Annotated in this window: 20 protein-coding genes, 4 rRNA genes and 1 pseudogene; 20 read left to right on the forward strand and 5 right to left on the reverse strand. The window is 38.9% G+C overall.

Annotation, left to right across the window (positions count from 1 at the left end):
• Positions 1–189: 189 nt before the first annotated feature.
• From PSA_RS05660 to PSA_RS05680, 5 genes are all read left to right on the forward strand, one after another.
• A 16S ribosomal RNA gene (locus tag PSA_RS05660) occupies positions 190–1,732 on the forward strand.
• 340 nt (positions 1,733–2,072) lie between these two features.
• Positions 2,073–4,961, forward strand: a 23S ribosomal RNA gene (locus PSA_RS05665).
• Between the two features lie 132 nt (positions 4,962–5,093).
• Positions 5,094–5,208 (forward strand): 5S ribosomal RNA (rrf, locus tag PSA_RS05670).
• A 50-nt stretch (positions 5,209–5,258) separates the two neighbouring features.
• Positions 5,259–5,373 (forward strand): 5S ribosomal RNA (gene rrf / locus PSA_RS05675).
• The 16S, 23S and 5S rRNA genes sit together here, the layout of an rRNA operon.
• A 773-nt stretch (positions 5,374–6,146) precedes the next feature.
• The gene (locus PSA_RS05680; RefSeq protein ID WP_042153593.1) at positions 6,147–7,115 is read left to right on the forward strand and encodes a dihydrodipicolinate synthase family protein; all 969 of its coding nucleotides are present in this window, start codon (positions 6,147–6,149) and stop codon (positions 7,113–7,115) included.
• A gap of 177 nt (positions 7,116–7,292) precedes the next feature.
• On the opposite strand, the gene PSA_RS05685 is transcribed toward PSA_RS05680, so the two are convergent.
• Positions 7,293–8,546, reverse strand: coding sequence for an FAD-binding oxidoreductase (locus PSA_RS05685; protein WP_042153596.1), 1,254 nt, complete (start codon positions 8,544–8,546; stop codon positions 7,293–7,295).
• 291 nt (positions 8,547–8,837) lie between these two features.
• On the opposite strand from PSA_RS05685, the gene PSA_RS05690 reads away from it, so the two are divergent.
• From PSA_RS05690 to PSA_RS05715, 6 genes and pseudogenes are all read left to right on the forward strand, one after another.
• Complete coding sequence (locus PSA_RS05690; RefSeq protein WP_042153599.1) at positions 8,838–9,839, forward strand: 4-hydroxyproline epimerase; 1,002 nt, start codon at positions 8,838–8,840, stop codon at positions 9,837–9,839.
• Between the two features lie 9 nt (positions 9,840–9,848).
• Positions 9,849–11,330 carry an aldehyde dehydrogenase (NADP(+)) gene (locus tag PSA_RS05695; protein ID WP_042153601.1) on the forward strand — a complete coding sequence of 494 codons (1,482 nt, stop codon included), beginning with the start codon at positions 9,849–9,851 and terminating at the stop codon, positions 11,328–11,330.
• A gap of 86 nt (positions 11,331–11,416) precedes the next feature.
• Positions 11,417–11,800: pseudogene (locus PSA_RS05700) on the forward strand (GntR family transcriptional regulator); the annotation flags it as partial.
• Between the two features lie 74 nt (positions 11,801–11,874).
• The gene (locus PSA_RS05705; protein ID WP_042153779.1) at positions 11,875–12,849 is read left to right on the forward strand and encodes an IS1595-like element ISPesp2 family transposase; all 975 of its coding nucleotides are present in this window, start codon (positions 11,875–11,877) and stop codon (positions 12,847–12,849) included.
• An 86-nt stretch (positions 12,850–12,935) separates the two neighbouring features.
• Positions 12,936–13,376, forward strand: a complete 441-nt coding sequence (locus tag PSA_RS05710) for an energy transducer TonB (protein WP_042153776.1) — start codon at positions 12,936–12,938, stop codon at positions 13,374–13,376.
• 71 nt (positions 13,377–13,447) lie between these two features.
• Complete coding sequence (locus PSA_RS05715; RefSeq protein ID WP_269432820.1) at positions 13,448–13,756, forward strand: FCD domain-containing protein; 309 nt, start codon at positions 13,448–13,450, stop codon at positions 13,754–13,756.
• Positions 13,757–14,028: 272 nt separating this feature from the next.
• Here the strand turns inward: PSA_RS05715 and PSA_RS05720 are convergent, their stop codons facing one another.
• The 4 genes from PSA_RS05720 to PSA_RS05735 all read right to left on the reverse strand — a co-directional run bounded on the left by PSA_RS05720 (position 14,029) and on the right by PSA_RS05735 (position 17,305).
• Positions 14,029–14,391 carry a PilZ domain-containing protein gene (locus PSA_RS05720; RefSeq protein WP_042146393.1) on the reverse strand — a complete coding sequence of 121 codons (363 nt, stop codon included), beginning with the start codon at positions 14,389–14,391 and terminating at the stop codon, positions 14,029–14,031.
• 153 nt (positions 14,392–14,544) lie between these two features.
• Positions 14,545–15,732: a VWA domain-containing protein gene (locus PSA_RS05725; RefSeq protein WP_042146395.1), complete on the reverse strand. Its 1,188-nt coding sequence runs from the start codon at positions 15,730–15,732 to the stop codon at positions 14,545–14,547.
• A gap of 18 nt (positions 15,733–15,750) precedes the next feature.
• Entirely contained in the window at positions 15,751–16,587 is an 837-nt protein-coding gene (locus tag PSA_RS05730) for a MoxR family ATPase (protein ID WP_042146397.1), read from the reverse strand.
• Positions 16,588–16,753: 166 nt separating this feature from the next.
• Positions 16,754–17,305 (reverse strand): hypothetical protein, encoded by a 552-nt coding sequence (locus tag PSA_RS05735; RefSeq protein ID WP_042146399.1) that lies wholly within the window; start codon positions 17,303–17,305, stop codon positions 16,754–16,756.
• A gap of 244 nt (positions 17,306–17,549) precedes the next feature.
• Between PSA_RS05735 and PSA_RS05740 the strand changes: the two genes are divergently transcribed.
• The 9 genes from PSA_RS05740 (at position 17,550) to PSA_RS05780 (ending at position 23,611) form a co-directional block, all read left to right on the forward strand.
• A complete protein-coding gene (locus PSA_RS05740; protein ID WP_042146401.1) occupies positions 17,550–18,023 on the forward strand; it encodes a DUF2947 domain-containing protein in 474 nt (157 codons plus the stop codon).
• Between the two features lie 85 nt (positions 18,024–18,108).
• Positions 18,109–18,726, forward strand: coding sequence for a hypothetical protein (locus PSA_RS05745; RefSeq protein WP_042146403.1), 618 nt, complete (start codon positions 18,109–18,111; stop codon positions 18,724–18,726).
• A gap of 33 nt (positions 18,727–18,759) precedes the next feature.
• Entirely contained in the window at positions 18,760–19,050 is a 291-nt protein-coding gene (gene ftsB, locus PSA_RS05750) for a cell division protein FtsB (RefSeq protein WP_042146405.1), read from the forward strand.
• Between the two features lie 2 nt (positions 19,051–19,052).
• Complete coding sequence (ispD, locus tag PSA_RS05755; RefSeq protein WP_042146407.1) at positions 19,053–19,781, forward strand: 2-C-methyl-D-erythritol 4-phosphate cytidylyltransferase; 729 nt, start codon at positions 19,053–19,055, stop codon at positions 19,779–19,781.
• Between the two features lie 2 nt (positions 19,782–19,783).
• Complete coding sequence (gene ispF / locus PSA_RS05760; RefSeq protein ID WP_042146409.1) at positions 19,784–20,284, forward strand: 2-C-methyl-D-erythritol 2,4-cyclodiphosphate synthase; 501 nt, start codon at positions 19,784–19,786, stop codon at positions 20,282–20,284.
• Complete coding sequence (gene truD, locus PSA_RS05765) at positions 20,281–21,327, forward strand: tRNA pseudouridine(13) synthase TruD (RefSeq protein WP_042146412.1); 1,047 nt, start codon at positions 20,281–20,283, stop codon at positions 21,325–21,327. The genes ispF and truD overlap by 4 nt, the downstream gene beginning before the upstream one ends.
• Positions 21,324–22,094 carry a 5'/3'-nucleotidase SurE gene (gene surE, locus PSA_RS05770; protein ID WP_042146414.1) on the forward strand — a complete coding sequence of 257 codons (771 nt, stop codon included), beginning with the start codon at positions 21,324–21,326 and terminating at the stop codon, positions 22,092–22,094. Before truD ends, surE begins: the two co-directional genes overlap by 4 nt.
• On the forward strand, positions 22,081–22,728 hold the full coding sequence (locus tag PSA_RS05775; protein ID WP_042146416.1) for a protein-L-isoaspartate(D-aspartate) O-methyltransferase: 648 nt from the start codon (positions 22,081–22,083) through the stop codon (positions 22,726–22,728). Before surE ends, PSA_RS05775 begins: the two co-directional genes overlap by 14 nt.
• A 58-nt stretch (positions 22,729–22,786) precedes the next feature.
• Positions 22,787–23,611 carry a peptidoglycan DD-metalloendopeptidase family protein gene (locus PSA_RS05780; protein WP_042146418.1) on the forward strand — a complete coding sequence of 275 codons (825 nt, stop codon included), beginning with the start codon at positions 22,787–22,789 and terminating at the stop codon, positions 23,609–23,611.
• The last annotated feature ends 15 nt before the right edge of the window (positions 23,612–23,626 follow it).

Consider the following 23,626-nt stretch of genomic DNA (forward strand, 5'->3'; position numbering starts at 1 on the left):
CTAAAGTCACTTTTCGAAGTGACACAAAATTAGAGTCTCATTAAAATCTGTTCACTTAATCCTTTTAGGAAAGAGCGAGTGACTACACAGTCATATGCGACGTTAAGTTTAACTTTGTTAAATTTAACATCAAAAACAGAATTCATTGAGCTGTCTCATCTATTTTATAGGCAAAGACAAAAAACTTTTTAATTGAAGAGTTTGATCATGGCTCAGATTGAACGCTGGCGGCAGGCCTAACACATGCAAGTCGAGCGGTAACAGAGATAGCTTGCTATCTGCTGACGAGCGGCGGACGGGTGAGTAATGCTTGGGAATATGCCTTTAGGTGGGGGACAACAGTTGGAAACGACTGCTAATACCGCATGATGTCTACGGACCAAAGTGGGGGACCTTCGGGCCTCACGCCTAAAGATTAGCCCAAGTGGGATTAGCTAGTTGGTTGAGGTAAAGGCTCACCAAGGCAACGATCCCTAGCTGGTTTGAGAGGATGATCAGCCACACTGGAACTGAGACACGGTCCAGACTCCTACGGGAGGCAGCAGTGGGGAATATTGCACAATGGGCGCAAGCCTGATGCAGCCATGCCGCGTGTGTGAAGAAGGCCCTAGGGTTGTAAAGCACTTTCAGTAAGGAGGAAAGGGTGTAATTTAATAGATTGCATCTGTGACGTTACTTACAGAAGAAGCACCGGCTAACTTCGTGCCAGCAGCCGCGGTAATACGAGGGGTGCAAGCGTTAATCGGAATTACTGGGCGTAAAGCGTACGCAGGCGGTTTGTTAAGCGAGATGTGAAAGCCCCGGGCTCAACCTGGGAACTGCATTTCGAACTGGCAGACTAGAGTATGATAGAGGGTGGTAGAATTTCAGGTGTAGCGGTGAAATGCGTAGAGATCTGAAGGAATACCGATGGCGAAGGCAGCCACCTGGGTCAATACTGACGCTCATGTACGAAAGCGTGGGGAGCAAACGGGATTAGATACCCCGGTAGTCCACGCCGTAAACGATGTCTACTAGGAGCTGGAATCTTCGGATGACTTTTCCAAAGCTAACGCATTAAGTAGACCGCCTGGGGAGTACGGCCGCAAGGTTAAAACTCAAATGAATTGACGGGGGCCCGCACAAGCGGTGGAGCATGTGGTTTAATTCGATGCAACGCGAAGAACCTTACCTACACTTGACATCCAGAGAAGAGACTAGAGATAGACTTGTGCCTTCGGGAACTCTGAGACAGGTGCTGCATGGCTGTCGTCAGCTCGTGTTGTGAGATGTTGGGTTAAGTCCCGCAACGAGCGCAACCCCTATCCTTAGTTGCTAGCAGGTAATGCTGAGAACTCTAGGGAGACTGCCGGTGATAAACCGGAGGAAGGTGGGGACGACGTCAAGTCATCATGGCCCTTACGTGTAGGGCTACACACGTGCTACAATGGCAGGTACAGAGTGCTGCGAGCTCGCGAGGGTAAGCGAATCACTTAAAGCCTGTCGTAGTCCGGATTGGAGTCTGCAACTCGACTCCATGAAGTCGGAATCGCTAGTAATCGCGGATCAGAATGCCGCGGTGAATACGTTCCCGGGCCTTGTACACACCGCCCGTCACACCATGGGAGTGGGTTGCTCCAGAAGTGGCTAGTCTAACTGCTTGCAGAGGACGGTCACCACGGAGTGATTCATGACTGGGGTGAAGTCGTAACAAGGTAGCCCTAGGGGAACCTGGGGCTGGATCACCTCCTTATACGAAAGAACTGGTTTGCATGCCAGTGTCCACACAGATGATTATTAAACACTTTGTTCTTCGGAATGATTTGTTTATGTGCTCTTTAAAAATTTGGAAAGCTGATATAAAAATTCTAATAAATGTTTATTAAACATTTATTAAGAGTTTTCAAAAAGTAAAAGAAACGAATGATAGCCATGTTATATGGTGATGCATTCATGCCAATTTATTGTTTACTTATTTATAAGTAATTAATGATTGGCATCTACTTTAGTATTCAAAACATTAACTTCTGGCGAAGTTAACTGTCACGAAATAATACAGCGCATTGTAGTTGTAAAACTATTTTGGGTTGTATGGTTAAGTGAATAAGCGTACACGGTGGATGCCTTGGCAGTTGGAGGCGATGAAGGACGTATTAACTTGCGATAAGCTAAGTCGAGCTAGTAAAAAGCACTTGAGACTTAGATTTCCGAATGGGGAAACCCACCTATTTATAGGTATCGTTAACTGAATACATAGGTTAACGAGGCGAACGCGGAGAACTGAAACATCTAAGTACCCGTAGGAACAGAAATCAACCGAGATTTCGAAAGTAGCGGCGAGCGAAATCGAAACAGCCCTTAAGCTTTATTGTAGTTAGTAGAATGCTCTGGAAAGTGCAACGATACAAGGTGATAGTCCTGTATACGAAAGCTTATATAAAGTGAAATCGAGTAGGTCGGGACACGTGATATCCTGACTGAATATGGGGGGACCATCCTCCAAGGCTAAATACTCCCAACTGACCGATAGTGAACCAGTACCGTGAGGGAAAGGCGAAAAGAACCCCTGTGAGGGGAGTGAAATAGAACCTGAAACCGTGTACGTACAAGCAGTAGGAGCAAAGCTTTGCTTTGTGACTGCGTACCTTTTGTATAATGGGTCAGCGACTTATATTTTGTAGCGAGGTTAACCGAATAGGGGAGCCGTAGGGAAACCGAGTCTTAACTGGGCGACTAGTTGCAGGGTATAGACCCGAAACCCGGTGATCTAGCCATGGGCAGGTTGAAGGTTGAGTAACATCAACTGGAGGACCGAACCCACTTACGTTGAAAAGTGAGGGGATGACTTGTGGCTAGGAGTGAAAGGCTAATCAAACCGGGAGATAGCTGGTTCTCCCCGAAATCTATTTAGGTAGAGCCTCGGATGAATACTGACGGGGGTAGAGCACTGTTTGGGCTAGGGGGTCATCCCGACTTACCAACCCCATGCAAACTCCGAATACCGTTAAGTAATATCCGGGAGACACACGGCGGGTGCTAACGTCCGTCGTGAAGAGGGAAACAACCCAGAGCGCCATCTAAGGTCCCAAAGTGTATGTTAAGTGGGAAACGATGTGGAAAGGCCCAGACAGCCAGGAGGTTGGCTTAGAAGCAGCCACCCTTTAAAGAAAGCGTAATAGCTCACTGGTCGAGTCGGTCTGCGCGGAAGATGTAACGGGGCTAAACATACCACCGAAGATGCGCCTGCGTACTTTGTATGCGGGGTAGGGGAGCGTTCTGTAAGCCGTTGAAGGTGTACCGGGAGGTATGCTGGAGGTATCAGAAGTGCGAATGCTGACATGAGTAACGATAATGGGGGTGAAAAACCCCCACGCCGGAAGACCAAGGGTTCCTATCCCATGTTAATCAGGGTAGGGTGAGTCGACTCCTAAGGCGAGGCCGAAAGGCGTAGTCGATGGGAAACGGGTTAATATTCCCGTACTTATTATGAATGCGAAGGGGGGACGGAGCAGGCTAAACAAGCATGGCGTTGGTTGTCCATGTGAAAGTGCGTAGGCTGATGACTTAGGTAAATCCGGGTTGTCATTAAGGCTGAGACACGAGACGAGTCACTACGGTGATGAAGTTGTTGGTGCCATACTTCCAGGAAAAGCCTCTAAGCTTCAGTTTATAATGAATCGTACCCCAAACCGACACAGGTGGTCAGGTAGAGAATACTAAGGCGCTTGAGAGAACTCGGGTGAAGGAACTAGGCAAAATTGTACCGTAACTTCGGGAGAAGGTACGCCAACATTAGGTGAAGCGCTTTACGTGTGGAGCTGAAGTTGGTCTCAGAAACTAGGTGGCTGGGACTGTTTATTAAAAACACAGCACTGTGCAAAATCGAAAGATGACGTATACGGTGTGACACCTGCCCGGTGCCGGAAGGTTAATTGATGGGGTTATCTTCGGAGAAGCTCTTGATCGAAGCCCCGGTAAACGGCGGCCGTAACTATAACGGTCCTAAGGTAGCGAAATTCCTTGTCGGGTAAGTTCCGACCTGCACGAATGGTGTAACCATGGCCACGCTGTCTCCACCCGAGACTCAGTGAAATTGAAATCGCAGTGAAGATGCTGTGTACCCGCGGCTAGACGGAAAGACCCCGTGAACCTTTACTACAGCTTGGCACTGAACATTGAACCTACATGTGTAGGATAGGTGGGAGACTTTGAAGTAGCGTCGCTAGATGTTATGGAGTCGTCCTTGAAATACCACCCTTGTAGTTTTGATGTTCTAACGTAGGTCCCTAAGCGGGATTGCGGACAGTGCCTGGTGGGTAGTTTGACTGGGGCGGTCTCCTCCCAAAGAGTAACGGAGGAGCACGAAGGTTTGCTAAGTACGGTCGGACATCGTACGGTTAGTGTAATGGTAGAAGCAAGCTTAACTGCGAGACAGACACGTCGAGCAGGTACGAAAGTAGGTCATAGTGATCCGGTGGTTCTGAATGGAAGGGCCATCGCTCAACGGATAAAAGGTACTCCGGGGATAACAGGCTGATACCGCCCAAGAGTTCATATCGACGGCGGTGTTTGGCACCTCGATGTCGGCTCATCACATCCTGGGGCTGAAGTCGGTCCCAAGGGTATGGCTGTTCGCCATTTAAAGTGGTACGCGAGCTGGGTTTAGAACGTCGTGAGACAGTTCGGTCCCTATCTGCCGTGGGCGTTTGAGAATTGAGAGGGGTTGCTCCTAGTACGAGAGGACCGGAGTGAACGAACCGCTGGTGTTCGGGTTGTCATGCCAATGGCATTGCCCGGTAGCTACGTTCGGAACTGATAAGCGCTGAAAGCATCTAAGCGCGAAGCAGGCCTCGAGATGATTTCTCACTAGAGCTATAAGCTCTCTGAAGGGCCGTTGGAGACTACAACGTTGATAGGCAAGGTGTGTAAGGGTTGTGAGGCCTTGAGCTAACTTGTACTAATTACCCGTGAGGCTTAACCATACAACGCCAAAGTGGTTTTGTGTGTGATAGAAACAAGCAAGAAGTTAGTGTTAACTAAAGTAGAATACTTTTACGAATATCAGCGAACCGAATTTATTAAAGAACAAAACAAAGCATAATCAACAGATTTTGCTTGGTGACAATAGCGTTTTGGACCCACCTGATCCCATGCCGAACTCAGAAGTGAAACGAAACAGCGCCGATGATAGTGTGGGGTTTCCCATGTGAAAGTAGGACATCGCCAGGCTCCTAATTACTTATACTAAAAATAAAAACAAGAAAAACAAAAAGAATTTTCTTGGTAACAATAGCGTTTTGGACCCACCTGATCCCATGCCGAACTCAGAAGTGAAACGAAACAGCGCCGATGATAGTGTGGGGTTTCCCATGTGAAAGTAGGACATTGCCAGGATTTAAATTAAAGAAACCCGATACAGAAATGTATCGGGTTTTTTGCTTTTTTCGGTTTCTAAAATCTATTATAAGCAATCGAGCGTGCTTGATGATGGTCTAAGACTTCCTAAGTGATATTGATCTGATTATCGCATTCGCATTAATACCAATTCCAATAAATATGTGATTAATCTAAATGGTCTAAATATACAATCGCTGCGTTGCCTGCATGGATGCAGGTACTTAGGTTTAGTCTGGAACTATAAACTTGTGCTTTCAATCCCAATAGCCAGTTATTGCTCAATTAAGTGCTTTGCCTACATGGATGTAGGTATTTAGATTTAGCCTGGAGCTATAAAGCTGTGCTCTTAAAAATTTACCCTAATGTATATTAGATCACTAACTTAATAGAATTGATATAAACAATATTTTCATAACCACTAAATGGACGATTTGATAATTCCCTTTGATGAATCCATTGCCATGCTTGTTCTACAGGATTCAGTTTTGGTGAATACTCTGATAATAGTTGAGTGATAGATTTTTAAATTCATTTGCAATATATCATGAGCAAAAAACTTCTGAAATAGGCTCGAATGAAAGTATGGAGATTGAATATATACGAAATTTACATAAAAATAATGGGGCTAAGGATCATTGCTCGTTAACTTAAGCCCTTTGAATGAAGTCTCCTTCTTTTCCTGAGGTAATTTAAATGGTAAAATTTACTTTGATGGTATAATGTATACTATATTACGTAATTGATATAATTTTAAAACCAAAGGTAATATGATGGAAAAAAATAGTACAGATTGGCGATATACGGTTATGCCGGCAGTGTTTACATGGTTCAAAGAGTCAGAATCAGATGCTCTTGAAATTGACTTTGATGAAACAAAAAGACAGGCTGCAGCTGTTTTAAAAGCTCAAGGAAAGGGCGGAAGCAGAATGGGTGGACTTGTCGCTTCTGGTACTCTGGGAGAGAATAGCTACCTGAGTAACGATCAACGCCTTTCTTTACTTAAATCCCTTTCTGAGGTTGCTAAAGAATACAATGTGCCATTGATCAGTGGAGCTGCAGCAGAAACTAAGGAAGAGATTGCTCAAATAGTTGAAGGACTAGCAACCGTTGGCGTGGATACCGTTATGGTAATGCCACCAAAAACTCAGGCAGTTCCTTCTGATGAAGAAATGTATGCGTACTATGCGCTTGCTGCAATAGCAGCAAAAGAGGCTGGCGTAACAATTATGCCTTATAACAATCCTGATGCAGCCGGATATCATGCAATTTCAACAGAGCTTCTAAGAAGACTTTCTGCTCTAACTGAGGTAACGGCGCTTAAAATATCAACTACGGATGTTTCAACTATTGAAACTCTGATGGTAGAGAATAAAGATTTAAAAATCTTAGCAGGAGTTGACACTGTAACTGTACATGCAGGGCTTGCTGGAGCATGTGGTGGCATTACAGGTGTAGGTACTATCTTCCCAAAAGCGAGTGTTACTATGCAGGAGCATGTTTTAAAAGGTGAGTGGGCTGAGGCAAACAAAATTTCTCAGGCTATGAATTCTATATCATATCTTGATGCGCAACCCTTGCTTATGGAATACCTTAAGCTTGCTATGGGAATTCATCATAATGATGCCGATGGAGGACTTCGTACTCTTGGTAAAAAATTGACTCAAGAACAAATTGATGATGTCCGTGCAAGATATACTCTAGCAAAAGAAAGACTTGAAGCTCTAGATTTATTAGACTAATTCTGTAAAGACTCAAAAAAGAAGCCTCATTTTTATGGGGCTTTTTGCGTTTAACCCACACAATATGTGGATAATAAAGCTCAAAAAAAGAGCTAAGAGCTCCTTTGCTTAACAATCAGAACGAGTTGCTACAAATCTCCACGCTACATAGAAACAGCAAGGTACACTCTGAGATTTTTAAAATCTACTAATAGAATAAGGTATTAATGGGATTTCGGTTTCTTTTCCTAATATACAGTCAGCTATCAGTTCAGCATTAGTTGCAGCTAAAGTAAGCCCTAAATGTTGATGCCCAAATGAAAAGTATATATTGTTATGTCTCGGTGAGCTGCCAACGACAGGTTTTGAGTCAGGTAAGCTAGGCCTAAAACCCATCCAACGGTACTCTCCTGTTTTAGTATCATTAATTTTCGGCCAGATAGCTTTACCGGAAGGAAGTAGTGCATCGGCTCTTTTTATATTCATTTCTTTGTTTAAACCAGCAAATTCTACTGTACCAGCTAAACGCAGCCCACCTCTCATTGGGGTCATGATAAACTTTCTTTCATAAGAGACGATAGGGCGGGTAGGCTGCATAGCTGCTCCAACCATATAGTGATAGCCACGTTCTGTATCTAATGGCACTTTATATCCCAATTGCTTACAGAATGATTTACTGTGTGCACCAGTTGCTAACAATGCTTTATCTGTTTTATAAACCTGGCCTTTAGAGGTAATAGTTACAAGAACATTATCAGATTCTATTTTTGATATTTCACATTGTTTAAATTCAACACCTATATTTTTTGCCTTAAGATAAATTTCTTTTGTAAGTGTTTCTGGGCAACAGGTGTGTGCTACATCATTAAATAATAGCGCCCATGTAACGTTTTCAGATATCCCTGGTTCAAGTTTATTAAGCTGTGTTTTGTTTAAAAGTTCAACTGAAATGCCTTCAGCCTGGTATTCTTGTTGAACTTTAATTGCACTTTTACTTGAAATTGATTCAAATGTTAACAGGCTACCTTGCTTATGAAATAGTGATTGTAGGCTTGTTTCTGCTATTAAAGAGTCCCATGATGCCATTGCAATTTCATTAATTGATTTCAGCGCTTCTTTATTTTCATTAAACAGCTTAGATCTCATATTATTCATAAACTTTAAAAACCAAGGTATTGTTTTATGAAAATAACGAGGTGCAATACTAAAGGGGCCTAATGGATCTAGAAGCATTTTAGGGACTTGAGGTAAAAGTGATTTTTGAGCTAACGGGAAAACTTGCTCAGTAGCAAAGTGACCTGCGTTTCCTTTTGAGCAACCTTCAGCAATACCTTCTTTATCAAACAAGGTCACTTGAAATCCAGCTTGCTGTAATCTGTAAGCTGCAGTTACACCAATAATACCAGCGCCTATGACGGCAACTGTTTCCGAGTTTGAATTGTCACTTTTCATAATAAATATCAAATAAAGGTTGTAATTGCATACAATATACATTAATTTGTGTTGTATACAATGTACTATTATTAATTATTTGTTAGGAAAATGCAATGAAACCAAACTCGGTAGGCGTATCAAAGCAATTCAATAAAGATTCCTCTAAGTTTGGATTTTAATTCCCCGTGGAGTAGTCATCCCTAAATGACCATAGCCAGCTTGAGTAAACTCAAGCTGGCATTTTAATTTGATTATGTAAGCTACTGAGATGTTTACTTAATCAAATTTAGTTTGATAAAAGGTAATAAAATGAACAAAGGAACATTTTTTTGTATTGACGCTCATACCTGTGGCAATCCAGTTAGATTAGTAACTTCAGGTCACCCAAACCTGAAGGGTGAAACAATGAGTGAAAAGCGAAGCCATTTCTTAAAGGAATATGACTGGATCCGTAAAGGATTAATGTTTGAACCTCGTGGCCACGATATGATGTCAGGTGCTTTTTTGTATCCTCCATGTACAGAGGAAGCTGATGCTTCAATTTTATTTATAGAAACATCTGGTTGTTTACCTATGTGCGGCCACGGTACTATCGGTACAATTACCGCTGGGCTTGAGGGCGGATTATTAAATAGTAAGGTTCCAGAAAAGTTAATTATTGACGTGCCTGCAGGTCAAATTAATGTTGAATACCAAATGACAGGTAAGAAAGTTGATTGGGTTAAAATTTATAATATTGCATCGTACTTAGCACATCAAGATATCGAAATTGATGTGCCTGAGCTTGGTAAAATTAAACTTGATATTGCTTATGGTGGTAACTTTTACGCGATTGTAGAACCACAAGGAAATTATCCAGGATTAGAAAGCTTCACTCCAGATCAAATTTTAAAATACAGCCCCCTAATTCGTGAAATTGCGGGAAAAGCAGTTGAATGTGTACACCCTGAAGATCCAAGCGTGAATGGTCTTTCACATGTTTTATGGACTGGCGAGCCTCAAAAAGCAGGTTCGTCTGCTGCTAATGCGGTCTTTTATGGTGATAAAGCCATTGATCGCTCTCCATGTGGTACAGGTACATCAGCAAGAATGGCACAGTTATATACAAAAGGTTTATTAGAGCAAGGGCAAGATTTTGTTCACGAAAGCATTATCGGCAGTCAATTTGTCGGAAGAGTGGAACGTGTAACTGAGATAGAGGGAATTACGGCAATCATGCCTTCAATTCAAGGATGGGCACAAGTTACGGGTAATAATCACATCACAATTGATGATGATGATCCGTATGCCTTTGGTTTTCAATTAGTTTAGGAGATAAATATGTTATCTGGTTTATGTTTTATTGGCGGTCAATGGCAAGCTGATACAGAAGTTACTTTTAATGCAATTAATGCAGCAGAGCACACTAGGTTAGCACCTGATTTTACTAACTGTAGCTCTGAGCAATTGGATCAAGCGTGTTTACTAGCTGAGCAAGCTTTTGTTACATACCGTAAAAAAACAGTACAGCAGCGTTCAGATTTTTTAAATGAAATTGCTGAGCAATTAGTTAAAGTTGAGACACAACTTGTTGAGCGTACACCATTGGAAACAGGTTTACCCCAAGCGAGAATTCAAGGTGAGCTTGGTCGTACAGTTAATCAATTAAGATTGTTTGCAAATAATATCATTAAAGAGGCATCTATTATTGCACATGATACAGCTATGCCAGATCGCGCACCTATGCCGCGCCCTGATATGAAATTATCACAATTACCTTTAGGTCCAGTCGCTGTATTTGGTGCAAGTAATTTCCCATTAGCATTTAGTACTGCCGGTGGTGATACTGCGTCAGCTTTAGCTGCTGGTTGTCCGGTAATTTTTAAATCTCACTCAGCCCACCCAGGTACTTGTGAGATTGTTGCTAAAGCAATTGAAATTGCGATTGATAACTGTGATATGCCAAAAGGTGTATTTGCATTAATTCATAGCAAAGCATATGAGATCAGTCATTCATTAGTTAAAAACCCTAAAATTAAAGCGGTTGGTTTTACGGGTTCTTATCGTGTGGGTATGGCATTACAAGAAAGCATATACCAGCGTAAAGAGCCAATTCCTTTTTACGGTGAATTAGGTGCTGTAAACCCACAGCTGTTATTACCAGGTTTGATTTCTGAGAAAGCAGATTCGGTTGCACAGGAGTTTGTCGCTTCTATGAATATGGGTTGTGGCCAATTTTGTACAAATCCAGGTTTATGGTTAGTAAGCGAAGTTGAGAGAGCAACTTTTGAAAGTGTATTAGCTGATAAAATTCAATCAAGTCCTGCGCAAGTTATGCTGACTCCAGCTATGTTGAATGCATACCAATCAGGTTGTGAAAACATATCTAAAGAAGCAACTTTGGTTGCTAAAGGTCAAGAGCAAGATAAAAAAGCGACAACACACTTATTTGTTACTTCTGCCGATGCTTTTATCAATAATGCTAAATTACACGATGAAGTCTTTGGTCCAGCTTCACTAATTGTAACTTATAAAGACTTAGATCAAGCTGCGCAGTTAATTGATATTTTAGGCGGTCAGTTAACGGCTTCAGTTCATGGTTCAACTGATGTAATTAATGAAAATGAAGATCTTATTGAAGCATTATCATATAAAGTAGGTCGTTTAATTTTCAATCAAATGCCAACAGGCGTCGAAGTAAGCGATGCAATGATGCATGGTGGACCTTTCCCTTCTTCAACAGATGTACGTAGTACATCGGTAGGCTCTCAAGCGATTAATCGCTTTTTAAGACCTATTTGTTATCAAAACTCAGCAATGTAATTAAAAAGGCTGCTCATAGAGTGGCCTTTTTTTTTCAAGACGTTAAACTAGAGTAATAATTATTAAAAATAAAGAAATGAATTAATATGGCTCTGGCATATAAAACACGAACCGAATTTGTTGTAGATGCAATTCGAGAAAAAATACTAAAAGGTGAAGTGAAATCTGGTCAGCCATTACGTCAAGCTGCTTTAGCCGAAGATCTTGATGTGAGTCGAATTCCTGTACGAGAAGCATTATTACAATTAGAAGCTGAAGGTTTAGTTAAGTTTCAAGCCCATAAGGGTGCGATTGTAACTGAGCTCAATGCAGAACATGTTGATGAGTTATTTGAACTAAGAGCCATGCTTGAAGCTGAGTTATTAGCACGTTCTATTCCAAATTTAACTACTGAAGACTTTGAGCAAGCTGAAAAGATTTTATTAGAGCTAGAAGATGCATTGCAACATGAAGATAGTGCAAATATTTGGCTCTATTTGCGTTAGTTGTTGATATCTGAATTTGTACTATAATTAATTGTCCCAAAGCTAGAGAGGTCGGGACATTGAAGAAAAATCAATTCACACTAATAATTGAATCGTTATCTAAGCTAACACATAACCAAAAACGATTGCTACACCATCACGTTGTAGAAGACCTCAAACGTGGTGATACTGATAACTTGATCAATGAATGTAAAGGTGATGATGTTATCTGCCCTCACTGTGGTAATGAGGAAATTGGCAAATGGGGCATGGCTGCTGGCTTACAACGCTTCAAATGTAAAAACTCTTCATGTGGAAAAACTTTTAATGCTCTAACTAAAACACCTCTAGCTCGATTGAGAAAGCGTGAACTCTGGGCAAAGAACCTAGAGTACATGTTAGATGGCTTGCCAATTAGACGAGTTGCGGAACTCTTAGAAGTTGCAGAGACTACAGCGTTTCGATGGCGACACAGATTCCTTAAAGCTCCAGCACAGCGCAAACCATCAGAAGTAGCGGGAATCATCGAAGCTGATGAAATGTTTTTCATGGAGAGCTTTAAAGGCAACCAAACGATATATGATCGTAAGCCTAGAAAACGAGGTGGCATGGGCGATAGACGTACTGTTGATGATAAAATCCCTGTATTGATCGTAGTAGATAGAAGCGGAGGTTTAACAGACTTCGTACTTGAAGAACATTCAAGCGATGAAATTCACAATGCAATGAGACCAATAGTAAATCACGACAGTATTCTCTGTAGCGATGGCGCACACGCCTATCGTTCTTTCGCCAAGGAAGAAAATATCCAGCATTATCGCACGATAGTCAGTAAAGGTGAGCGAGTGATCGGTGGTCAATTCCATATCCAGAACGTAAATGGCTATATGAGCCGTTTACGGGGCTGGATGCGAAGGTTTAATGGTGTTGGTACAGAATATCTCCCAAATTACTTGGGTTGGATGAGAATGATGGATAGCAAGAAAGATAAGTACAAAGAGGTAAGGCTTGCATACTTAATTGACGAAAATCTTGCTTATGGCCTCGTTGCCTAGATTTATATTTATTTGATTATGAAGGCGATTTTGTTACATTAATGTGTACTTACATATTGATAATAAAAATACTAAGGAAGGAAAAAATGAAAAAGAGAATCGCAATATTAAGTTCAATATTAGGGTTGCAGTTTTCTGCTGTAGCTCAAGCTAATAACTATGCTGACGTTAAGCTTACTCACCTAGATCCAGAAAAGTCTGCTGCTACATGGGTTAGAACTAAACAAGTCACTCCTAGATACCCTATGGATCTAGCTATGAAAGGTATAGCTGGTTGTGGAGTCTTTAAGCTGACCGTAGATGAAGACGGTAAATCACAAGATATAGAATTAGTTTCGTCTATTCCTAAGAAAGTTATTTTCAAACCTGCTAAAAAGGTCATAAAAAAGTGGCGCTGGGAAAATGTTTCAGGCCAGCCAAGCCAAGCTGAAGAAAAGGTAATACGCTTAGATTTTTGTATGGGCGGAAGCTCTGAAGAAGAAGCAAAAGCTAGGTGTGCTGAACAAGCAAAACTTCAATGTGAATAATATTTAAAATACTTTTCAAAATAGCGTGGGAATAATCAGTAATTTCCACGTTTTCTCCCACAAAAGGAATTATTCAACACTTAACGCAAATAGAGCCAAATATTTGGGCTGATTTAAATACACACTTTCACGCCTATTTATATAAAGGTAGCGATCGCCCGCAAACAATTGATATTGTAAACACCTTAAATAAAAACTCTGACCGCTATATTCGCATGCATTTATTATTGGCTGGCGGAATAAAAAAAGCAGGCCCAGAACATAGACAGTTAATTGATTTTTGTAAATCAGGTAACGTTGAAAGTGCTTGCCAACTTTTAAAGCAACATATATTAGGCGCTAAAGAAGAAATAAAAGAGTTATTAATAAATAATAACTAATACCAATTCCAATAAATATGTAATCAATCTAAATTGTCTAAATAAAAAAGCATCCATCAGGATGCTTTTTTATTTACTGCTGTATTGATGTGAAAAAAGAAGGATCAAAAGTAATCAGTCCATATTCAATCGCTAAGTACAGATAGGGCAAACTTTCATAAATTGGTTTACTAAGCATATTAATCAAAACTTATTTAACATGCTTGGATTTTAGACGATAAAATAAATTTAGGAAGGATCTTTAAAAAAGTGTGAAATTCAAAATAAATGAGTTACTCAGGATGAGCAAGCGCATCTAACTCTCTATTTAACAGCTCATCATCACCTACATTCAGTTCAATTAAACGTTTTAAATGCGTGGCGCTATCGATATCAATTTGCTCACACAACAAGCCTAAATATTCTTCTTTTTCGTGAACAACGCTCGCATTCATATTGAGCTCGATTTCACTTTGTGCAAGTTTAAAAGTTAATAAAACAGACTTAGCATCGCCACTTTTCCAATTATCAGGTTTTTTTACAAGTGCACCCTTTAAAGATAAATCTATAAGCTCGGTAGTCCAAACTTTGCCCATATCTGAAAGATGGGCTGTGGTTGAAAATATAATTCGAGTAAAGTGTCGTCTATTTTGCATAGTGAAAGCTCATAAAATTTAAGGATATAAACTGAAATATTAATTTCAGTTTATTAAAGGGTTAAAGTTATGGTTAATACATAACTTAATTGATACTTTTAAGAATAGTCTGTTTTATCATGACTTGGTAGTCATAATCATTAGATTAGCTAATCAAGTTAAATTATTTATACTTTCACTGATACCTTCTAATGTCAGAGGATACATTCTGTTTGCCATTAACTCTTTTATCATATTGATTGAATGGTAATAATTCCAATGCTCTTTGGGTTGTGGATTGAGCCATACCGCTTTGTCAAAATGGTTTGTGATTTGGTTTATCCACATAGAGCCAGGTTGTTCATTCCAATGTTCAACACTGCCACCCGGGTAAGCTATTTCATAAGGTCCCATAGTGGCATCACCTACAAATATCACCTTATAATCTCGGCCAAAACGATTAATTAGCTCTAAAGTGCTTAACGTTTCTTGACGTCTTCGGTTATTGTCTTGCCAAACATGCTCATACAAACAATTATGAAAGTAGAAAAACTCTAAATATTTAAATTCGTTATGGGCTGCACTAAATAGCTCTTCACAGGTTTGAATATAGTCATCCATTGATCCGCCCACATCAAAAAACATAAGTACTTTAACTGCATTATGACGTTCGGGCTGCATTTTTACATCTAACATACCGCCTTGAGCAGCGGTTGCACTAATCGTTGCATTGAGATCTAATTCATCACTGGCACCTGCCCGAGCAAATTTTCTTAGTTTTTTGAGTGCAAGTTTCATAGTGCGTGAGCTTATTTGCGCATCAGCATCAAAGTTTTTAAATTCTCTTTTATCCCATACTTTAACAGCTTGCCGGTTTCGATTACCATCTTGCCCTATTCTGATCCCCTCGGGATTATAGCCATAAGCACCAAATGGTGACGTACCACCCGTGCCAACCCATTTATTACCACCTGCATGACGTTTTTGTTGCTCGGCTAAACGCTCTTTTAGCGTTTTCATTAATTCATCAAGACCGCCCATAGCCTGAATTTTCTGTTTTTCTTCTTCAGTTAAATGCTTTTCGAACTCTTTTCTTAACCAATCGGCTGGCAGTTCATTTTGTTGTTTTAGCTGCTCAAATAAATCAATGTTCTCAATACCTTCAAAGTAATGGGCAAATGCTTTATCAAATTTATCGAATTGAGTTTCATCCTTTACCATGATGGTTCGCGCTAAAAAGTAAAAATCATCAATATTGGCAAAAACAGCACCTTTTTCTAAGGCACGTATTAAATCTAATAGTTCACGCATGCTGACAGCAAGCCGGTATTTTTTTAAGGTTAGGAAAAACTCAATTAGCATAATTATTAACTCTTAAGGTCATCTTCTACTCATAAAAGCAAGCTTTTCTAATAAAGTGATGTCTTGCTCATTTTTAAGTAAAGCACCAAACATTGGCATTAAACCACCTTTATTTGTTTTATCTTGCAGTGCTTCAGGTGAGATATCTTCAGCAAGTAATAATTTAAGCCAATCAAGTAATTCACTTGTAGAAGGTTTCTTTTTAAGGCCGTTAACTTCACGTAAATTAAAAAAAGTTTCAAGTGCAGCTGTGACTAGGTTTTGTTTTACATCAGGATGATGCACATCTATGATTTGCTGCATTTCACTGGTTGTTGGAAAATTAATATAGTGAAAGAAACAGCGGCGTAAAAAAGCATCGGGAAGTTCTTTTTCATTATTAGATGTGATAATTACGATAGGTCTTTGCTTGGCGACAATGCGTTCTTGTGTTTCATAAACATGGAACTCCATCTTGTCTAACTCAAGTAATAAGTCATTTGGAAATTCTATATCAGCCTTATCTATCTCATCAATCAATAGAACTGGGCGTCTAGAGGCATCAAATGCTTGCCATAATTTACCTTTAACTATGTAGTTGCCAATATCATTTACTTTCTCATCACCAAGTTGGCTATCTCTTAAGCGAGATACAGCATCATACTCATATAATCCTTGCTGGGCTTTAGTGGTTGATTTTATATGCCATTGAATTAAATCAGTACCTAAAGCAGCGGCAAGTTCTTCAGCTAACATGGTTTTACCTGTGCCAGGCTCACCTTTTATGAATAAAGGCTTTTCTAACAGGATGGCCGCATTAACGGCAAGTTTTAAAGAGTTACTCGCGATATAGTTTTCAGTGCCATTAAATTGCATGGTCATTACCTTGAAGTGGTCAGATGAGGTAATCATCCCATATTTTTACTTTTTTGTTGATAACTTTTTATTCGGGTCATTGAGTGTTGTACTGGAGTGATTTAAATATTTACAGACAAACTAAGAGTTAGCTGCAAATATTTAGGAATTGATTTAAATTATAATGCTAGAAATTACCAAGAAAGCTTGTCCAAAAATCTACGCCGTGAAGTCTTTCAAATACAAGATCAAAATCGTCAATCGAGTCCTCAGCTACGTCCTTTATTAAAGATTCTGAATTAGAAATGATAGAGGTTGTTTCATGATGGCTTGTTGCTACAAGCGTTTTTGTTTTTACATCGATTAATTTTGCCATAATATCAGCTTCGGCATAACTAGAGCGAGTCATAGGTTTTGAGTCTACTTCAGCTAGCAGTATACCTTTAGCATCGATTTTTTCAGCTAGAATGAATAATGCTTTGGTTTGATCATTTTCATATGCTTCAATTAAGTCATTATCTTTCAATAACATCATGATTAAGCTAGGTGGAATAACTTCTATTTGTGAGCTGGTTGCGAAGTGGTGTTCAAACTTTACTTCAGCGATACTTGCATCCTCTCCATTAAAAGGAGCAATGATTACTTTTGGCCACTTTAAGTTTTCATAACGATCGTTAAATTGAATATTAGTACAGCCAATAATAGCAAAGCTAAGAAAAGTAAGAAAAAGGGTCTTCATTTTAATTCCATATAACTTAATGATTAATTATAATAAATTACATCATAGATTTACAAATTATTAAAGTTAATAATCGACTTTCTCTTATCAGATGTAAGCTGTTGATCTTAGATTAATGCATCAGTTTTAACTTCTGGAAGATAGTTGTAGAAAAAATACTGACTATCATAAATTTAATTATTTCTGAACGTCAATAATCGGTATACTAGTCAAGTTTGTTATTTCTCTATTAAGCATATATTCAATGAACTATATTTCGTTAAGTGATTACAAAAAAGCATGGGTTTTTCGTCACAAAGACTTACCGATAGATCCTGATGATTTTCTAAAAATTAAACCTATGAGTGAATCGCGTTCAGCGAATTTATGGGCAAGCTTTCTTAGCAATGAAAATGATCATCCCGATTTTTTTAAATCATCAGACTGGCCTGGTAATGATGATAACTGGGTTGAAAGCATTGAATGGGAAAAGCTTTGGGAAAATGACGAAGAACATTTACCAGAAGAAATACTTGCACATTTAAACTGGGACAATAATACCGTTATATATTTTTGCAACAGTCGCCGTGATGTAATAGAAACAAGCTGGAGTATTTTCAAAAAATACTGGAAAAACTTCTTATTTATGAGTGACGGTAGTATTTTAATTGGCAAAAAGCGTAAAGAAGCAGTTCAGTTTTTGGAGAACGGGCAAGCCAAATTAGGTAATAAACCTTAATCTAAGTCGTTGTTAGTATGATTTTGATAAATGTTCTTTTTTTAGGCTATTATGATATAACTAAATAGTACCTGAGGTTAACTCATTGTCAGAACAGCTAAAATTGCAATCGGATTTGCTAGTCAAGGGCGAAAATCATCTTGCCTATATAGAATTATGCAATGCATTTTATGCTCGAGAAGTCGTGCGCTTGAGTCGCGAGTCTGATCATAATCGGCTTAGAAGACTATTAGCAAGTTTGCCATATTATATTGAGCGTGCGTCTGAGCATATTTTACAAGGAAATAGCCCCTTGCAACTGGATGGTCAAAATGGCTGTTGGATTGCAAAGCAAAGTAGAAAGTTTCCATGTCTTGATAAAGAGAAAAATAGTCGGTTTTATACAAAAAAGTCGTTTCCTGGATTTATTTTACCTTTAGCTGTACTAAACAAAGGTGAATTAGTCGTTAAAATAGATTGCTTAGATCAAGTCTATAAAGATAAAATTCATTGTAATGAACATGGTTGGTTTGATTTATCAGGCCAACAATTAGATAGCCAGAGCGCATATATTTTAAAACCAACAAAATCTGTTATGACGGCGGCTTGTTGTGGGCACCGATGGCGTGAAGGTAAAAGAGTGACGCCACGCTTGTTATCTTTACGAGAAATGTTATTAGCAGCTCGAATTAATTGGCATAATTTTGCTAAACCACTCACTTAGGCTAGCCCTAAATAATCGGAGAACCCAAATCAAATGAGGCTATTTCAGATAGGGTTACTGTGTTTACTTATTCTATTACAGTATAAATTATGGTTTGCACATAATGGCGTAAAAGATTATACCCGCTTACAAACTGCTGTTACTAAACACCAAAAATTGAATGAGCAGCTAATAAAACGTAATAAATTATTAGAAGCGGATATTAAGGATTTAAAAACCGGTTTAGAAGGCGTAGAAGAACGCGCTCGTAACGAACTGGGCTTGATTAAACCGGGCGAAACTTTTTTCCGTTTATTACCGAATAAAAATACATATAAAGAATAAAAATGACTGATAAAGCGAATTTTAATATTGCCGCGATTGTTCCTGCTGCTGGTATTGGTAGCAGAATGCAAAGTGACTTACCTAAGCAGTATTTAAAAATTAATCATAAAACTGTATTAGAACATACCTTAGATAAACTCGCTCAAATTAAAGATATCAATCAAATAAGTGTTGCGATTAGTCCTGATGACGGATTTTATAATCAGCTTAAAATCAATAATGTAAAAATTAGCACTGTAATAGGTGGCAGTTCTAGGGCTATCTCTGTGTTAAATGCGTTGGATAATCTAAAACAAAATAGTAACAACAAAATTGATTGGGTTTTAGTTCATGATGCCGCAAGACCATTGGTTTCCCCTGATGATATAAATAAATTGATTGATACGGCCATTATTAATCAAAATGGCGGAATTTTAGCTTCTAAAGTTAAAGATACTATCAAAAAATCTAAAAATAATAGGCCGCTAGACTTGGTATTAGAGACTGTGCCTCGAGATGCTTTATGGCAAGCTATGACGCCGCAAATATTTAAATTTGAAGTATTACATAAATCACTTAGTGATGCTCTTGCACAAAATATAGAAATTACTGATGAAGCCTCTGCAATGGAATGGGCTGGGTTTGAGGTTATGCTAGTGGCAGGCCGTTCTGACAATATCAAAATTACAACACCCGAAGATTTGCAATTAGCGAGTTTTTATTTATCACAAACACATAATATATTGGAGTAACAATGCTACGCATAGGACATGGTTTTGATGTACATAAATTTGGTGGCACAGGACCTTTAACAATTGCAGGTGTTAAAATTGATTATGCACAAGGCTTTATAGCGCACTCTGACGGTGATGTGGCAATACATGCCTTATGTGATGCCATTTTAGGCTCACTGGCATTAGGTGATATTGGTAAACATTTTCCTGATACTGCCAGTGAATATGAAAATATAGATAGTAGAATATTATTACGCCATGTAGTTAATCTAGCTGAAAATAAAGGATATTGTTTAGGTAATGCTGATATTACAATTGTAGCACAAGCACCAAAGATGCTGCCTCATATAGAAAATATGCGTTCAATTCTAGCGAGTGATTTAAATGCTGATATTTCTCAAGTTAATGTCAAAGCAACTACAACAGAAAAACTAGGATTTGAAGGTCGTAAAGAAGGGATCTCAAGCCATGCTGTTGTGATTTTACAAAAGATAGATAAAGAGTTAAATAGTACATCATGAGTGAGTTAAATTTCTGCGACCTAAATTACTTATATGGAAAGCCATTAGCACAAGCTGATTTTAAACAACAAGCTGAAGACTTTATCGTTGATGAAGTACTTGGTTTTGAGCTTTCAGGTGAAGGCGAACATGTGTGTTTGCAAGTGGTTAAAAAAGGTGAAAATACGCAGTTTATTGTTAAGAAACTGGCTGAATTTGCCCAAACTTCACCAAAAAATGTCAGCTATGCAGGTTTAAAAGATAGGCATGGTGTTTGTAGTCAATGGTTCAGTGTACCGGTACCAATTAAAAAAGATATCGACTTTTCTAAGCTAAATAGCGAAAGCTTATTTGTATTAACCCAAAAAAGGCATAGCCGGAAATTGAAAACGGGTTGTCATAAAGGTAATAAATTTACAATTAGGCTGAGAAACGTCACAGATCCACTTGATGTTTTATGTCGGATCAATGCGGTTAGAAGCGGTGTACCTAATTATTTTGGCCCGCAAAGGTTTGGACATGGTGGACATAACTTAGATATGGCAAAACGTATGTTTGCTGGTGAAAGGATCAGGGATCGAAAATTAAGAGGTTTGATTATTTCAGCAGCACGTTCATTTGTTTTTAATCAAATTGTTGACTTAAGAGTAACTGCACACGGATTAGCAAAAACATTGCCACAAGAAGTTTTTATGCTCAGTGGTAGTAATGCATTTTTCAAAGAAGATATTAATACGCAAACAATAGACCGTTTAGCGAGTGGTGATATTTGTTTATCTGCGCCTTTAATTGGCATGGGTGATAAAGGTTTAACAGATCTCGAGTTGATCTGGCTTGAAGATTATAAAGAATGGCGAGAAGGTTTAATTGAGCTAGGCTTAAAAACAGAAAGAAGAACGCTAAAATTGATTCCAAAAGGCCTGACTGTTACACAAGAAAATGAAACTGATTTAGTATTAGAGTTTGAGCTTAATAAAGGATGTTTTGCAACTTCAGTATTACGTGAATTAGCCAATTGTACGGATACATCTTTAAGAAGAAATATTGAAAAGGATGAGCAATGAAAATTTTATTAAGTAATGATGATGGTGTACATGCAAAAGGTATTCTTGCTTTATATCAGGCATTATCAAAAATTGCAGATGTAAGTGTTGTCGCGCCAGATCGCAACTGTAGTGGTGCCAGTAACTCATTAACCTTAATGAACCCACTGAGAGCAACAACCTTAGATAACGGTTTTATTTCCGTTAATGGCACTCCAACAGACTGTGTTCACTTAGCATTAAATGAGCTATTAGATCATACACCAGACCTAGTTGTTGCAGGCATTAATAATGGTGCAAACTTAGGTGATGATACTTTATATTCAGGCACAGTTGCTGCTGCAACTGAAGGCCGGTATATGGGATTACCTGCAATTGCGGTGTCTTTGTGTTCTAAAAAAGAAGATAACTATGAAACTGCTGCGTCTGTAACGGTTGACTTGATCTCAGAATTGGCATCACATCCTTTACCAAGTGATCAAATAATTAATATCAATGTGCCAGATATTCCTCTGTCAGAACTAAAAGGGTTAAAAGTAACTAGACTGGGCTCAAGGCATAAAGCTGAAACAATGAGTAAACAAAAAGATCCTTGGGGCAGGGATATATATTGGTATGGTACTTTAGGTGGTGAATTGGATGCAGGAGAAGGTACGGATTTTTTTGCTGTAAACCAAGGTTTTGCATCTATTACACCGCTAAATGTAGACATGACAGCAAAAAGTAGTTTGCAAGTAATGCAGGGATGGATCGATAAAATGGAGCTTAAAGGCGTTGAACACAAATAAGCAAACAGTGAATCGTAGTGCCCATGTTTTAGCCCAAAAACTATATGAAGAAGGCATAAACCAACAAGCTGTATTAGATGCCATAGCCTCAATACCTAGGCATGATTTTGTTGATTCCATATTAACTCATAAAGCTTATGAAAATACGGCTTTGCCTATTGGGTTAGGTCAAACAATATCACAACCATATATTGTAGCTAAGATGACGCAAATCTTAATTGAGCAGGGCGTTACAGATAGAGTGCTTGAAATAGGCACTGGTTCAGGTTATCAAAGTGCTGTTTTAGCTAAGGTATTTAGTGAAGTTTATTCTGTTGAGCGTATCAAATCGTTACAGTGGCAAGCTAAGCGCCGATTACAAAGTCTAGATTTATATAATGTAGCCATGAAACATGGTGATGGCTGGCTTGGCTGGAAAAGTAAAGCGCCATTTAATGGCATTATTGTAACGGCTGCGGCATCTGAAGTGCCCACTGAGTTACTCTATCAATTATCTGACAATGGTATTTTAGTCGCGCCTATTGGAGCTGGAGAGCAAAAGCTAGTGATGTTTAAACGCCAAGGTGATAACTTTATACAGCAAGCATTAGAAGCTGTTAGGTTTGTTCCGTTAATACCTGGCGACCTTGCATAATAAATATTAGCTTTTTGCTAACCAACAAATTCACCAAATAGGGAATTACATTTATTTTATGATTCGCATAATACATATTATTTTTGTGACGTTTTTATGCGTATTAACCATTGGTTGTACTCAAAGAGTTACACCTGCACCTGTTGCTAGTCTTTCAACTGCTCCGACCACTTCGAAGCAAAAAATTAAAATAAGAAGTAGCAGCTATATTGTAAAAAAAGGTGAAACCCTTTATTCGATCTCATTTCGAGCAAATAAGGATTTTAGAGATCTTGCTAAGATCAACGGGATCTCTAAGCCGTATAAGATCTATCCAGGGCAAAAACTTAAACTAAAGAGCTTGTTAGCAAGCAAGAAAAACACAACAAAACAGGCTAAAAAAACAGCCTTAACTACAAGTTATAAACAAAAAAGTAACAAGTTATCAAAGAAAGATCTTGTACAGCCAAAAAAACCGGAGTATGTTCAAAAACAAGCCAATAAATTATCAAAAACAAAAAAAACGCAATATGCCAAAAACGTAGCATGGCAATGGCCAGCAAAAGGTAAGGTAATTAGACGTTTTTCGAATAAAGATAATGGCTTTAAAGGAATTCTGATAGCTAATAAACGTAGTACTGCAATACATGCAGCATCTCATGGAACTGTAGTATATGCAGGCAGTGCGCTCAAAGGCTATGGGCAATTAATTATAGTCAAACATAACGATGATTATCTAAGTGCATATGCTCATAATAGACGATTATTAGTAAAGGAAAAACAGGAAGTAAAAGCTGGGCAATTAATAGCAGAGATGGGTAGTAGTGATGCCAAAATGACGGGGCTAAGATTTGAGATTCGTTATCGCGGTAAGTCAGTGAATCCTGTGAAATACTTGCCATAGTGTTAGTTTAATGTG

The organism is Pseudoalteromonas sp. '520P1 No. 423' (genome assembly GCF_001269985.1).
In the GTDB taxonomy this organism is placed as follows: Bacteria; Pseudomonadota; Gammaproteobacteria; order Enterobacterales; family Alteromonadaceae; genus Pseudoalteromonas.